Here is a 12,954-nt window from a genome sequence, read left to right on the forward strand (position 1 = left end):
CCTACTGGATCGATCGATCTAGTGAGAGACTAGCCGAGATGAGAACGACAGGCGACACACGAGCGCGCATCCTGGCCGCTGCCACCGAACTCTTCCGGCGTCAGGGCTATGCGGCCACGGGCATGAAGCAGATCCTCGCGACGGCGGGCGCGACCTACGGGTCCGCCTACCACTTCTATCCCGGCGGCAAGACGGAGCTCGGCGAGGACGTGGTCCGCACCTCGGGCGCCGCCTACCTGGCGCTGATCGGCGAGCTGTTCCAGGACCGGGCCGCCGACCCGGCCGAGACGACCGCCCAGGCGTTCACCAGGGCGGCCCAGACCCTGCTCGACCTCGACTACGCGGACCCGTGCCCCATCGCCACGATCGCCCTGGAGATCGCGGGCACCAACGAGGCACTGCGGGTGGCGACCGCGGAGGTGTTCGACTCCTGGACCGACGCCCTCGCCGCCTTCTACGGCTCCTTCGGTATCGCCGAGTCCCGCGCGACGGCACGGTCGGTGATCGCGCTGCTCGAAGGCGCCTTCATGCTCGGCCGCGCCGCGCGGTCCACGGACCCGGTGCTCGACGCGGCCCCCGCGGCGGCAGCGATCGTCCGGGCCGCCGCCGGCCGGTCCCCCGTCGCGGGCCGGACCGAAGGGGAGGCTCGGTGATCGTCGTCGCCGGTGAGGCGCTGATCGACCTCGTGCCGCAGACCGGCGGCGAGCTGCCGGCTCCGCTGCTGCCCGCACGCGGTGGCGGCCCCTACAACACCGCCGTCGCGCTCGGCCGGCTCGGCGCCGACGTCTGCTTCTGCTCCCGGATCTCCATCGACGCCTTCGGCGAGTCGCTGATCGGGCGGCTGCGGGAGGAGGGAGTGGACACCGCGCTCGTGCAGCGTGGCCCCGAGCCCACCACGCTGGCCGTCGCGGCGATCGGCCCCGGCGGCTCCGCGGCCTACACCTTCTACGTCGAGGGCACCGCGGACCGGCTGTTCACGGCGCCGCCCGAGCTGCCCGCCACCACACGCGCCCTGTCGCTCGGCACCTGCTCGCTGGTCCTCGAGCCGGGCGCGAGCGCGTACGAGGCGCTGATGCGGCGGGAGGCGGCGCGCGGTGTCTTCGTCACGCTCGACCCGAACATCCGGCCCGGTCTCATTCCGGACGCGGACGCCTACCGTGCCCGGTTCAGGAGCTGGCTCCCGCACGTATCGATGCTCAAGCTGAGCGAGGAGGACGCCGACTGGCTGGGGGCCGACGTCGGGGCGTGGCTCGCGGCGGGACCCGCGGCGGTGGTGCTCACCCATGGCGGGGACGGGCTCACGGTCCTCACCCGGGGTGGCGACCGGTTCTCCGTCGCCGGCGAGCGGGTCAGCGTCGTGGACACCATCGGGGCGGGTGACACCGTGAACGCGGCGCTCCTGCACGCCCTTGCCGAGCGGGAGCTGCTCTCGCCCGGAGCGCTCGGGTCGCTGTCGCCGGGCGGCTGGCGCGAGGTGCTGGGCTTCGCGGCGAGGGCCGCGGCGCTCACCTGCACGAAGGCCGGGGCCGAACCTCCGTACGCCCGCGAACTGTGGGGCGGCGGGGAACGGCCTGCCGCCGGGGCCTTGTGACGGTCCGACAGCTCTGTAACGGCTGCCGGGGAAACTTCCCGCCGGTGGCGGAACCGCAGGGTGTCCGAGGCCTTGTGGGCGCGCCGGAGCGGGGTACGCGCGTTAGTGTCGCCGATGAGGCGCGGCAGCCACGCCCGTGGGGGGATCCTTCGCAGCAAGCGAGAGAGGACGCCAGGACATGGCACACGGCGGGAACGTCATCCAGGAGCTGACGGCCGACCACCGAGAGGTCGACCAGATGTTCGCCGAGATCGAGGCCCAGGCCGCCGGAGACGCGCGGCGCCGGGAGCTGGCGGACGAACTGACCAAGGAACTCGTCCGGCACTCCGTCGCCGAGGAGGAGTACCTGTATCCCGCGGTCCGCCGCTTCGTCGACGACGGCGACGACCTGGCGGACGAGGAGATCTCCGACCACGCCCAGATCGAGCGCATGCTCAAGGAGCTCGAGGGCTGCCAGGCCGACGATCCCCGGTTCGACACCCTGATCACCCAGCTGAAGTCCGCCGTGACCTCGCACGTCGCCGACGAGGAGAAGCGGCTGTTCCCACTGCTCGCCGAGTCGTGCAGCGGGGACCTGCTGATGGAGCTGGGCGACAAGGTCCGCAGGGCCAAGCAGAGCGCCCCGACCCGTCCGCACCCCTCCACCCCGGACACCGCCCAGGCCAACAAGCTGCTCGCTCCCGGCATGGGCATGGTGGACCGGGTCCGCGATCTCCTCACCGGACGCGCCACCGGCTAGGCGCCCGGTCCGTGCCACGCGCCCGTCCGGCCCGCTCCCTCATACCCGACCGCACCGCGTACCCGGCCAGTCCGGGTACGCGGTGCCGCACGTCAGACCTGGACGCCCGGTACGCCGTCCTCGACGACGACGCCGGCCCGGGTGGAGACGGGAGCGCCCGGCCGGGTCACGTACGGCAGGACGCGGAAGTCGCTCGTCCAGCGCTCGGGTTCGACACGCACCCGCACGTAGCCCCGCTGGCCGTTGAAGAACTTCATGTGCGGGTTGGCCGCGAGGAACCTGGTGCCCTCGGCCGTCATGTCGGCGCCGTCGCCGCCGCTCGTGATCGACGTCCCCACGAACTCGCTGCCCACGGTCGCCGACCCGGGGTCCTCGTAGTCGCGCTTGAGGTCCCAGGCGTAGTTCTGGTGGCGGTCGCCGGTGATGACGACGAGATTGCGCACTCCCCGGCCGTCCGCCTCCGCGAGGAGACGGTTCCGCTCGGCGACGTAGCCGTCCCAGGGGTCCATCCAGACGGTCGTGCCCGGCCCCGGGTCGTGGTCGGTCTGGCCCATCGGCGCCTGGTTGCCCAGCACCTGCCAGCGGGCGGCGGACCGGCTGAAGCCGTTCAGGACCCAGTCGCGCTGGCGGTCACCGAGGAGGCTGCGGTCGGGGGCGAAGCGGTCGGCGCAGTCGGCGGAGACGCCGTCGCCGCAGGGCTGGTCGTCGCGGTACTGCCGGGTGTCGAGCATCGTGAAGTCGGCGAGCCTGCCGTAGGAGAGCCTGCGGTACATCTGCACGTCGGGTCCCTGCGGCAACTGGGCTCGGCGCAGCGGCGCGTGCTCGTACAGGGCCTGGAACGCGGCCGCCCTGCGCTGCGTGAACGCCTGCGGGTCCTGGTCCTTCTCGGGGATGCCGTCGGCCCAGTTGTTCTCGACCTCGTGGTCGTCGAAGGTCATGATCCACGGGAAGCGGGCGTGTGCCTGCTGGAGCGGGGCCTCGGACTTGTAGAGACCGTACTGGAGGCGGTAGCGGGCGAGGTCGACCGTCTCCGTGTGGAACCTGGGGTCGGTGACCTGCCCGCGCTTGTTGGACTTGACGCCGTACTCGTAGAGGTAGTCGCCGAGGTGCACCACCAGGTCGAGGTCCTCCTGCGCCAGGTGCTCGTAGGCGGTGAAGTAGCCGTCCTGCCAGGCCTGGCAGGAGGCGAACGCGAACTTCAGGTCCCGGGGGGTGCTCCACTGCGGCGGGGTGGTCCTGGTACGGCCGACGGGTGAGACGTACGAGCCGGCACGGAAGCGGTAGTAGTACTCACGGTCCGGCAGCAGCCCGTGTATCTCGGGGTGGACCGAGTGCGCCAGCTCCGGTGTGGCGACGACGCTGCCGCGGCGGACGACCCGCCGGAACCGCTCGTCGTGGGCCAGCTCGTAGTGCACGCGCACCGGCCGGTCCGGCATGCCGCCCATGCCGTCCTGCGCGAAGGGCTCCGGGGCCAGTCTCGTCCACAGCACCACACCGTCGGACCACGGCTCGCCGGACGCGACGCCGAGGGAGAAGGGATCGTCCTTCATGACCGGCGAGGCGAACGCGGAGCCGGAGCCCCACTCGCCGGTGCCGAGCATCAGGGCGGCGGCACCTGCGCCGCCGAAGCCGAGCAACTGCCGCCGGGTTACGGGACGTACGCCCACAAGGTCCTCCTTGGCTGTTCGTCTGCGAACCGCCGGGAAGTCTTCAGTGGGCCGGTGTCACGCGGCCGCCCGCGTGGTGGCCGGTTTCCCAGATTTACGTGAACACGACACCCATCGGGCCGAGGCCGCCGGGCTCCCCCGGGCCCGGCAGCCGCTCACTGCCCGTTGTGCGGCTCTCCGATGAGGCGGTGCGTCAGTTCCATGAGGCGCTTGCGGGCCTCGGCGTCGTAAGCCTGCTCGTGGGCAGCGGAGTCGGTGAAGCGGTCGAAGTAGCGGCCGGTCACGCCGGCCACCTCCGGATCGGTGACCAGCCGTACGGTCGGCCTGACGCCTTCCTCGACGCCGATGACGGGTGTGAGGCCGTAGTCCCGCACCCCTTGGGTGTCCATCAGGTGCGCCGGGTGCAGGGCGTTGACGGTGACACCCGTGCCGGCGAGTTCCCCGGCCAGTTCGAAGGTGGCCATGATCAGTGCGAGCTTGCTGCGGCAGTAGGCGCGCAGCCCCTCGTAGCCCCGCTCCAGCATGACGTCGTCGAAGTCGATGCGTTCCTGCCCGATCGAGGCGACGTTGACCACGCGGGCGGGCGACGAGGACGTCAGCAGGGGCAGCAGGCCACGGACGAGGGCATACGGCGCCAGATGGTTGACGGCGAAACGCAACTCGTGGCCTTGGGCGCTCAGTTCGCGCCGCAAGGGCTCGGTGCCGCCACCGGCGACGGCGTTGTTCACCAGTGCGTCGAGCCGCGGTTCGGCGGCCAGGATCCGGGCGGCCATCGCCTGCACCTGGCGGAGATCCGCCAGGTCGGCGAGGTAGGTGCGCACGGTGGCCTCGGGTGCCGTCGCCCGCACCTCGGCCGCCACCGCGTCGAGGCGTCCCCGGTCACGGCCGTGGAGCAGCACGGTTCCGCCGCGGCGTGCGAGGTCGAACGCGATTCCGCGGCCCAGGCCCTGGGTCGCGCCGGTGATCAAAGTGGTGGGTCCGTTCATGCCGGTCATCCTGGTGGGCGGACGACCGGGCAGGGAGTGTGTGCTGAGCCTGGTGTCACCACCACCAGGCTCAGGCGTGATCACGGCCGTGTGCGCCGGTGCCTGAACGGCCGTGTGCACGGGCACGCCATGTCAGCCGTTCAGCGGCCGATCGTCCATGTGGGCTCCGTAGTAAGCGGCCTGGCGGGCCATCAGGGTGCGCATCCCGGTCCCTCGCGGGAGCCCGTAGACGGTGCCCGGGAAGTCGAGCTCCCGCTGCTTGTCCCACAGCTCGTCGTGCCGGTCCGGGGAGAACAACTCGGCCGGATCTCCGGCGGCGATCCACCCGATCGGGACGACCGTCCCCGGCGCCAGCCGGGAGTTGACGTGCAGCACACTGTTGATCCGCAGCTCGGAGCGGGCCCCGGCCACCGCGCCGGGGAAGATCGACGCACCCGTCGCCACGAAGACCTCGTCCTCGACAATCGCACCGTTGACATGCGTGTGCGGGCCGATGAGCACCGCGTCCCCCACTACCGCCGGATGCCCCGCCCGGCCGCGGACGAGTGAATGCTCCATCACCACCACGTCCGCTCCCATGCGCACTTCGCCGTCCTCCGCGGTGAGGACCGCGCCGTGCAGCACACGCGCCCGCTCCCCCAGGACGACGGCTCCGCACAGGACTGCCGAGGGAGCGACATAGGCGGACGGGGGGACTACAGGGCTCCTGCCGCGGTGTTCGATCAGCATGTCACTGAGACTAGGGCCTGTCGGCCGACGACATCACGGCGTCCCAGCGGGGCAGCGTGGCCTCGTGAGCGCGACGGCTGCGGTCGTCCTTCTCGCTCTGCGGCTGACGGTCGCTCCGTCCGAATGCCCGCCGTCATGGCTCTAGGAACCTTCAGGCACCGGCGTTACCCTCCGGCGCATGATTTCCACGGTGGTCTGGGGAACGGGCAACACAGGCCGTGCGGCGATCCGTGCCGTGGCGGCCCACCCCGCGCTGGCACTCACCGCCGTCATCGTCCACAACCCCGCCAAGGTGGGCCGTGACGCGGGTGAACTGGGCGGTCTCGGCCACCGGCTCGGGCTCGCGGCGACCGACGACGTCGAAGCGGTGCTGGCCGCCGGTCCGCGGGCGGTGGTGTACGCGGCGACCGGGGACATCCGCCCCGACGAGGCGCTCGCCGACGTCGTCCGGGCGATCAGGGCGGGGGCCGTCGTCGTCACCCCGTCGATGTACGCCCTCTACGACCCGCGGAGCGCCCCCGCGGAGTTACGGGACCCGGTGCTGGCCGCCGTCGAGGCGGGCGGCGGCTCACTGTTCGTCTCCGGCGTCGACCCCGGCTGGGGCAACGACGTGCTGCCCCTGCTGATCAGCGGGCTCGGCACCACCGTGGACGCGATCCGCTGCCAGGAGATCTTCGACTACTCCACTTATGACCAGCCCGACTCGGTCCGGTATCTGATCGGCATGGGGATGCCGATGGACTACGCGCCGCCGATGCTCGCGCCGACGGTCCCCACCATGGTGTGGGGCGGGCAGATACGGCTCATGGCGAGGGCCCTCGACGTCGAACTCGACGAGATCCGCGAGACCTTGGAACGCTGTCCGCTGGACGCCACCGTGAGCACAAGGACGATGGGCGAATTCGAGGCGGGCACCCAGGGCGCGGTGCGTTTCGAGGTGCAGGGAATCGTCGGCGGCGAACCCCGCATCGTCGTCGAGCACATCACCCGCATCCACCCGTCCTGCGCGCCCGGCTGGCCGGCGCCGCCCGACGGCACGGGCGCGCACCGGGTGATCATCGAGGGCCGTCCACGTATCGAGGTCACGGTCGAGGCCACCGACGAGGACGAGAACCGGTCCGCGGGCGGCAACGCCACCGCGGTGGGCCGGCTGGTGAGCGCCGTCGACTGGCTCGTGGACGCGCCGCCGGGCCTCTACGACGCGCTCGACGTCCCCCTGCGCCCCGCGGTCGGCAGACTGGGAAGGACACGACGATGAACATCGACATACCCGAGGGCAGGGACCCGATCGAGTACGTATGGGGAGAGATGGTCCCCGGCATCGGCACGGCCGCCTCCGACTTCTCCCTGGCGGTGTACGCCCACACCACCCTCGGCCTGCGGGAGTTCGAGGCCGCGCGGTTGCGGATCGCGCAGATCAACGGCTGCTCCTTCTGCCTCGACTGGCGGACCGAACGCGACGGCCGCAGGGTCGAGGACGGCTTCGCCGACGCGGTGACCGGTTGGCGCACCGCCGACACGTTCGACGACCGCACCAGGCTGGCCGCCGAGTACGCGGAGCGGTACGCCACCGACCACCACGGCCTCGACGACGAGTTCTGGAGCCGGATGACCTCGCATTACAGCCAGACCGAGATCGTGGAGCTGAGCATGAGCATCGGCGCGTGGCTGGCGTTCGGCCGGCTCAACCATGTGCTGGGGCTGGACACCATGTGCGTGCTCCCCGGGCACTGAGCCGGCCGAGGCGGACCGGTCGCACCGGCCGTCCCCGTCACAGGTCCGTGGCGATGATCTTTTCGATGTTGCGTTCCGCGAGCGCCGTGATGGTGACGAACGGGTTGACGCTGGTGTTGCCGGGGATCAGCGAGCCGTCGATGACGTAGAGCCCCGGATGGCCGTGGAGGCGGCCGTAGTTGTCCGTCGCCCGGTTCAGTACGGCGCCTCCCAGGGGGTGGTAGGTGAGGTGGTCGCCCCAGATCTTGTACGCGCCGAAGAGGTCGGTCCGGTAGATCGTCCCCTCCTTGGCGTTGATCCTGTCGAAGATCGTCCTGGCGGCGTCGATGGAGGGCTGCTTCCACGCGGTCTGCCAGTCGAGGACGACCTTGCCGGCGGCCGCGTCCCAGGAGAACGCGGCGCGGTGCGGGTTCTTGGTGATGGACAGGTAGAAGGACGCGTAGGTCTCGATTCCTGTGGGCAGGGGCGCGACCTCGGCGAAGGCGCCACCGGCCCGCCAGTTGTCGATCCCCGCGGTGGGCATGGACGCCTGGAGTCTGCCGGTCGCGTCCCACATGTGGTTGGCGCGGCCGCACATGACGTTGCCGTTGTCGCCCCAGCCCTTTCCGATCTCGCCGTTGAGGCCGGGCAGTACGCCGGTGGCCTTCAGCCGGGTGAGCAGTTTACTGGTGCCGACGCTTCCCGCCGCGAAGAACACCTTGTCCGCGGTGACGGCCTTGACCGCGGTGACGTCGCCGCCGGTGTTCAGCTGTTCCATGACGACCGTGTAGCCGCCACCGCCGGCCGGTGCGACCGAGGTGACCTTGTGCAGCGGCGAGACGAAGACTCTGCCCGTCGCCGCGGCACGGGCGAGGTAGGTCCTCGGCAGCGACTTCTTGCCGTGGTTGTTGCCGAAGAGGACCTCGCCCGCCAGGGCGGACGCGGGCACGGTGCCGGCGGCCTCCTGCTCCAGGTAGTCCCAGTCGTACACGCCCGGCACCAGGACGAACGGGAAGCCGGAACGCTCGGCGTGCTTCCGCCCGACCCTGGCGTACTGGTAGCAGGCCGCGGACTCCCACCAGCCCTGGTCGACGACGCCGACACCCAGCGCGGCGTTGGCGCGCGGGTAGTAGATGTCGTACATCTCGTCGGCGTTCACCGACGGCAGGACGGCCGGGAAGTTCTCACGCCGGGGCGTCACGGCCATGCCGCCGTTCACCAGTGAGCCGCCGCCGACACCGCGGCCCTGGTAGACCGTGATGCCGCCGAACTCCTCCGCGTCGAGGATGCCGGTCCAGCGGGGGACGTCCTTGTCGAGCGGGAAGCCGAGGAAGTCGCTGAGCGGCTGTTTGGTCCTGGTGCGCAGCCAGAAGGACCGGTGGTCGGGCCTCGTGGTGTTGGCGAAGATCCGGCCGTCCGGTCCCGGGGTGTCCCAGGACATCCCCATCTCGATCATGTGGACGTCGACGCCCGCCCGCGCCAGGCGCAGGGCGGCGACCGAACCGCCGTATCCGGTGCCGATCACCAGAGCGGAGACGTGTGCCCCGTCAGGGATCGGGGCGGCGGCCGGGGCGGAGAGGGCGGACTTCGCGCGGGCGGCGGCCGGGCCGTGACCCGTGAGGATCGCGGCCCCAAGAATAGAACCGGTTCCCGTCATGAGCTGACGGCGCGACGGACCTCTGTCACTCGGGCCCAATAAGGGCGCAGGGTTCATGTGACGTTCCTCACTCTTGAGTGAATGGGAACACGTTCTACTGCTGCGCATGCATGAAGTCACGGCATACCTGAAGGTAACTTCGTCAGCCCCGAGTCAGCGGGCGTTGACGGAACAGGGACGCGGGCACGGCGTCGGCGAGTGCCTGATACCCCGTCGGGTTCAGATGCAGGTGGTCGCCGACGTCGAAGGGTGGGAGCAACTGCCGGGGGCTGTCCGGGTCGCGCGCCACCTTGTCGAAGTCGATCACGGCGTCGAACCGGCCGCTGGTACGGATCCAGTCGTTGACGGCCTGACGGGAAGCTTCACGGTGGCCCTCGGGGTCGTCGTAGCCGGCGTTGTCCCCGAAGGGGGTCAGCGTCGCCCCGTACACCTGTATGCCCTGGGCGTGCGCCCGGGTGACGATCTGGCCGTAGGCCGCCGTCAGATCGTCCACGACCTCCTTCTGTGCGGCAGGGGTGGCCGCGGCCGTGCCGATGTCGTTCACCCCCTCGAAGACCACCAGCCACTCCACACCGCTGGACGCCAGGACGTCACGGTCCAGCCGCGCCAGGGCGTTGGGCCCGAGGCCGTCGTTGAGCACCCGGTTGCCACCGGCCGCCTGATTGAGGATCGCGGTGTCCGCCGTACCGCGCCGGGACTGAAGTCGCCGCAGCAGCAGGTCCGGCCAGCGGTTGTTCAGGTTGGTGGTGGAACCGCGGCCGTCGGTGAGCGAGTCGCCGAGCACCACGGCGGCTCCGGCGGCGCGGGGCGACCACACCTCGACACCGCTCAGGAAGTACCAGTGGTCCGTGCCGGTCGCCCCGGGCAGCTCCGTGTCCCGCGCGTGGTCGCCGGCTTTCAGATACGTGGTGGTCCTGGAGCCGGGGTGCGAGGTGATGGACTCCGACGCCTGCCCCTCGGCCAGATACACCGTCACGGTGAGGTTGGAGCCGGGCTTCAGATCGAAGTCCAGCGGGTCGGAGACCGCCTGCGCCCCCACCGGAACGGTGACGGAGGAACGCCCCTCGAAGCTCACCGGCCGCGAGGATCCCGCCCGGATGCCGCTGACGCCTGCCCGTCCGTCGACGGGAAGAGCCACGGATGCGGCGGTGAGGGGCAGCGCCGTGCCACCGAACGCGTTGGAGAACCGCAGCCGCAACCGCTGCCCGCCGGTCGACACGTGCACGGTCTGCCGCACCGTGCTGTCGGCCAGCACCAGACCGGGCCGGGTGAACGGCGCGGGTGGCATGTTGCCGGGCTCCGTCAACTGCGGCATCGACACCCAGCTGTGCAGCCACTGTCCGGACGAGCGGTACTCGCTCGCGGCGGGGCGGGAGGGGGCCTCGTCGGTCTGCGGGTGCACGGCTCCGGACAGCGAAGACGTAGCGGTGACAACGGCGGCGACCATCCCTGCCGCCGCCGTGCCGAGGGCGGGTGACATTCGCTTCATGGGTCGCGGGACCTCTCTGAGGAGCACCGGTTCGTCCGGTGACCCGGAAAACCCTGCCAGCGGGTCCGGCGCCCGGGCATCAGACGGGTGTCGGGAATCAAGGGCCCTGCGTCCGACCGACGCTCGCCACTGCCTCACCCCGTGACTGCCACCCGGCCCGGACATGCGTCCTCGGCAACGGGGTACTCCGAACACACATGTCAGAAGCAGGAACAGCTCTCCGTCCGGAACGGAAAGGGAGTGCAGCGTCCATGGCCGGAACCGAGAAGTCTCCGCAGAACGACCGGGAACGCCACGAGGACACGGAACACAAGGAGCGGGCCGACCGCGGCCCGGGAGCGCACTCGGGACGCGAGCAGCAGCCCCAGGAACGCACGGTTCCTGGGACAGCGAGCGCTACTGAGGGTTACAACTCCCGTGGTACGGGCAGCGGTGAATCCCTGCAGGGGGTACAGAAGGACGACGAAGAGGGCTCTTGACCGGTCGGACGGCCGCGCGGCGGCGCAGCCGTCCGGCCGGCCGTCACGTCGAACCGTCCCGTCGAGCCGTCCTCTCGGCGGTCTCAGTGGTCCGGCAGGGGCACTCCGGCCACCGGGGCGGTACTCGCGGTGGAGAGTCTCTCCGGGCCGAGCCATTCGCACAGCAGGATGGTGGCGTCGTCCTGGAGCCGGTCGTTGTGGTGCTGACGGAGCGCGCGCATGAGTCGGCGCAGGGTTTCCGGCACCGGCAGGCCGTCGGCGTGGTGGCGGATCAGGAAGTCGACGAAGGCGGCGAGCCCGAACTCCACACCGGCTGCCGTGCGTGCTTCCGTGATGCCGTCGGTGTAGAGGACGACGCGGTCGCCCGGCTGCAGATGCTCCCTGCACACCGTGGTCGGCAGGTCCAGGTCGCTGCCCATGGGGTGGGAGGGAGGGCAGTTCAGCAGGCTGCTCCAGCGTCCGCCGCGGATGACGACCGGGGGGTGATGCCCCCTGCTGATCCAGGTCAGGACGCCGGTGGTGGTGTCGAGATCGGCGAGGATCCCGGTGACGTAGCGGTTGTGCCCGAACTGTTCGAGGATCACCGTCTCGATGGCGTCTCCCAGGTCGGCGAGGCCGGTTCCCTGTCGGCGGCGGTTGCGGCAGGCGCCCACGGCGAGGTTCGCGGTCAGACCGGCCGCGGTGTCGTGCCCCATGGCGTCGAAGACGGACAGGTGGACGATGTCCCCGGCGATGGCGTAGTCGTAGGCGTCGCCGCTCACCTGGTAGGCGGGCTCCATCACGGCTCCGATGGTGACCCGGCCGTCCGCGTAGGTGCGCGGCGGCATCAGCTGCCACTGCATCTCCGCCGCCACGTTCATTGCTTTGCTGCGGCTGAGACGGGCGTAGGAGTCACTCGTGACCCGGCAGCTCACCACCAGCATCGCCACCAGCGAGGCCAGCGCCAGCAGGGCCTCCTGGGCACTCTCGTCGTCGGCCCTCGCGGCCACGTGCAGCACGCCGAGCCGCTCGGTGCCGTCAAGCAGCGGGATCCACCAGCACTGTGCGCCGTCCGTGCCGGTCGCGCCGGCCGTGATGCGTCCGTACTGGTAGGCCCGCCCGGCCACGGAGCCCTCGACGTGCACCTCCGCCGGGTGCATCCGCTCAGCCTGCCGGCCCTCCGTGGGAAGCAGCCGCAGTACATCGCGCTGGAGATCGCCCAGATAGATCTGGACATCGGTGACGCCCGCGGTCGCCGCGTGCCGGGATACCAGCTCGGGCAGGTGCTCGAAGGACATCACATGGCTGTCGGCGAGCAATCCCACCAGCATGCGCCGCACGTCCGTGTCCCGGTCGCTCACGTCACCACGCACCCTCTTCCATGAGGAACCGATGGGCTCCGTGCCTGGTCCTTTCCACGGTCCCACACCGAGGACCGGCGGCAGAGCGAGGCGCGGCCGTCGATCCGCCCGCGGTCGCCCCCGTCCGAGCCGCCGGAGCGGCGGGCCGCGCTCCATTGGTGTGACTCGAGTGGCATCCGGTGTCGGTCGTCGACGGCCAGGGGTACCCATCGGCACATGGACGTGAACCCCATCGAAATGCAGAAGGCCCTCGGCGGCGTGAACTACCCCGCGTCGAAGGAAGAGATCGTCGACCAGGCGAGCAAGCACGGAGCGGGCAAGGAGATCATGTCCGCGCTCGACTCCCTGCCGAGCAAGAGGTACGACTCGCCGGCCGCCGTGAGCAAGGAGGTCAGCAAGGAATCCTGAGCCGGCCCTTCACCGGCGGCAGTCCGAACCGCGGCCGCGGGCCCCCCCCCCCCCCGGGGGGGGGGGGGCGGCCCCCGGGGGGGGGGGGGGGCGCCCCCGGGGGGGGGGGGCCCGCCCCCCGGGGGGGGCGGCGCGGGCGGGGGGGGGGGCGGCGGC

At 71.1% G+C, this 12,954-nt stretch carries 13 protein-coding genes; 7 read left to right on the forward strand and 6 right to left on the reverse strand.

The genetic code is table 11. The annotated features are described in order from the left end of the window. Positions 1 to 38: 38 nt before the first annotated feature. The 3 genes from ACIPJI_RS23285 (at position 39) to ACIPJI_RS23295 (ending at position 2,330) form a co-directional block, all read left to right on the forward strand. Positions 39 to 653 carry a TetR/AcrR family transcriptional regulator gene (locus ACIPJI_RS23285; RefSeq protein WP_356619371.1) on the forward strand — a complete coding sequence of 205 codons (615 nt, stop codon included), beginning with the start codon at positions 39 to 41 and terminating at the stop codon, positions 651 to 653. Beyond that, positions 650 to 1,591 (forward strand): carbohydrate kinase, encoded by a 942-nt coding sequence (locus tag ACIPJI_RS23290; RefSeq protein WP_402248497.1) that lies wholly within the window; start codon positions 650 to 652, stop codon positions 1,589 to 1,591. Before ACIPJI_RS23285 ends, ACIPJI_RS23290 begins: the two co-directional genes overlap by 4 nt. A gap of 178 nt (positions 1,592 to 1,769) precedes the next feature. After that, positions 1,770 to 2,330: a hemerythrin domain-containing protein gene (locus tag ACIPJI_RS23295; RefSeq protein WP_307710010.1), complete on the forward strand. Its 561-nt coding sequence runs from the start codon at positions 1,770 to 1,772 to the stop codon at positions 2,328 to 2,330. 92 nt (positions 2,331 to 2,422) lie between these two features. Here the strand turns inward: ACIPJI_RS23295 and ACIPJI_RS23300 are convergent, their stop codons facing one another. From ACIPJI_RS23300 to ACIPJI_RS23310, 3 genes are all read right to left on the reverse strand, one after another. After that, on the reverse strand, positions 2,423 to 3,997 hold the full coding sequence (locus ACIPJI_RS23300; RefSeq protein WP_402248499.1) for an alkaline phosphatase D family protein: 1,575 nt from the start codon (positions 3,995 to 3,997) through the stop codon (positions 2,423 to 2,425). A gap of 155 nt (positions 3,998 to 4,152) precedes the next feature. Beyond that, entirely contained in the window at positions 4,153 to 4,983 is an 831-nt protein-coding gene (locus ACIPJI_RS23305; RefSeq protein ID WP_402248500.1) for an SDR family NAD(P)-dependent oxidoreductase, read from the reverse strand. A 132-nt stretch (positions 4,984 to 5,115) separates the two neighbouring features. Beyond that, on the reverse strand, positions 5,116 to 5,712 hold the full coding sequence (locus ACIPJI_RS23310; RefSeq protein ID WP_402248502.1) for a gamma carbonic anhydrase family protein: 597 nt from the start codon (positions 5,710 to 5,712) through the stop codon (positions 5,116 to 5,118). 178 nt (positions 5,713 to 5,890) lie between these two features. On the opposite strand from ACIPJI_RS23310, the gene ACIPJI_RS23315 reads away from it, so the two are divergent. Together ACIPJI_RS23315 and ACIPJI_RS23320 are read left to right on the forward strand one after the other, a co-directional pair. Further along, positions 5,891 to 6,970 (forward strand): dihydrodipicolinate reductase, encoded by a 1,080-nt coding sequence (locus tag ACIPJI_RS23315; RefSeq protein ID WP_402248504.1) that lies wholly within the window; start codon positions 5,891 to 5,893, stop codon positions 6,968 to 6,970. After that, on the forward strand, positions 6,967 to 7,446 hold the full coding sequence (locus tag ACIPJI_RS23320) for a carboxymuconolactone decarboxylase family protein (protein ID WP_402248505.1): 480 nt from the start codon (positions 6,967 to 6,969) through the stop codon (positions 7,444 to 7,446). The genes ACIPJI_RS23315 and ACIPJI_RS23320 overlap by 4 nt, the downstream gene beginning before the upstream one ends. A 37-nt stretch (positions 7,447 to 7,483) precedes the next feature. On the opposite strand, the gene ACIPJI_RS23325 is transcribed toward ACIPJI_RS23320, so the two are convergent. Continuing rightward, complete coding sequence (locus tag ACIPJI_RS23325; RefSeq protein ID WP_402248507.1) at positions 7,484 to 9,139, reverse strand: GMC oxidoreductase; 1,656 nt, start codon at positions 9,137 to 9,139, stop codon at positions 7,484 to 7,486. Positions 9,140 to 9,224: 85 nt separating this feature from the next. Then, positions 9,225 to 10,562 (reverse strand): SGNH/GDSL hydrolase family protein, encoded by a 1,338-nt coding sequence (locus ACIPJI_RS23330; protein ID WP_402248760.1) that lies wholly within the window; start codon positions 10,560 to 10,562, stop codon positions 9,225 to 9,227. Between the two features lie 260 nt (positions 10,563 to 10,822). On the opposite strand from ACIPJI_RS23330, the gene ACIPJI_RS23335 reads away from it, so the two are divergent. Next, positions 10,823 to 11,050: a hypothetical protein gene (locus ACIPJI_RS23335; protein WP_307710002.1), complete on the forward strand. Its 228-nt coding sequence runs from the start codon at positions 10,823 to 10,825 to the stop codon at positions 11,048 to 11,050. Between the two features lie 83 nt (positions 11,051 to 11,133). Here ACIPJI_RS23335 and ACIPJI_RS23340 read toward each other — a convergent pair whose 3' ends face one another. Further along, positions 11,134 to 12,360 (reverse strand): PP2C family protein-serine/threonine phosphatase, encoded by a 1,227-nt coding sequence (locus ACIPJI_RS23340; protein ID WP_356619602.1) that lies wholly within the window; start codon positions 12,358 to 12,360, stop codon positions 11,134 to 11,136. Between the two features lie 246 nt (positions 12,361 to 12,606). Between ACIPJI_RS23340 and ACIPJI_RS23345 the strand changes: the two genes are divergently transcribed. After that, positions 12,607 to 12,798 carry a DUF2795 domain-containing protein gene (locus ACIPJI_RS23345; RefSeq protein WP_307710001.1) on the forward strand — a complete coding sequence of 64 codons (192 nt, stop codon included), beginning with the start codon at positions 12,607 to 12,609 and terminating at the stop codon, positions 12,796 to 12,798. The last annotated feature ends 156 nt before the right edge of the window (positions 12,799 to 12,954 follow it).

Source organism: Streptomyces sp. NPDC086835 (assembly GCF_044745705.1).
Classification (GTDB): Bacteria; Actinomycetota; Actinomycetes; order Streptomycetales; family Streptomycetaceae; genus Streptomyces.

Coding starts and splice junctions, on each gene's coding strand:
- ACIPJI_RS23285 (WP_356619371.1), top strand. CDS start 39: ATGAGAACGACAGGCGACACACGAGCGCGCATCCTGGCCGCTGCCACC.
- ACIPJI_RS23295 (WP_307710010.1), top strand. CDS start 1,770: ATGGCACACGGCGGGAACGTCATCCAGGAGCTGACGGCCGACCACCGA.
- ACIPJI_RS23305 (WP_402248500.1), bottom strand. CDS start 4,983: ATGAACGGACCCACCACTTTGATCACCGGCGCGACCCAGGGCCTGGGC.
- ACIPJI_RS23310 (WP_402248502.1), bottom strand. CDS start 5,712: ATGCTGATCGAACACCGCGGCAGGAGCCCTGTAGTCCCCCCGTCCGCC.
- ACIPJI_RS23315 (WP_402248504.1), top strand. CDS start 5,891: ATGATTTCCACGGTGGTCTGGGGAACGGGCAACACAGGCCGTGCGGCG.
- ACIPJI_RS23320 (WP_402248505.1), top strand. CDS start 6,967: ATGAACATCGACATACCCGAGGGCAGGGACCCGATCGAGTACGTATGG.
- ACIPJI_RS23325 (WP_402248507.1), bottom strand. CDS start 9,139: ATGAACCCTGCGCCCTTATTGGGCCCGAGTGACAGAGGTCCGTCGCGC.
- ACIPJI_RS23330 (WP_402248760.1), bottom strand. CDS start 10,562: ATGTCACCCGCCCTCGGCACGGCGGCGGCAGGGATGGTCGCCGCCGTT.
- ACIPJI_RS23335 (WP_307710002.1), top strand. CDS start 10,823: ATGGCCGGAACCGAGAAGTCTCCGCAGAACGACCGGGAACGCCACGAG.
- ACIPJI_RS23340 (WP_356619602.1), bottom strand. CDS start 12,360: ATGCTGGTGGGATTGCTCGCCGACAGCCATGTGATGTCCTTCGAGCAC.
- ACIPJI_RS23345 (WP_307710001.1), top strand. CDS start 12,607: ATGGACGTGAACCCCATCGAAATGCAGAAGGCCCTCGGCGGCGTGAAC.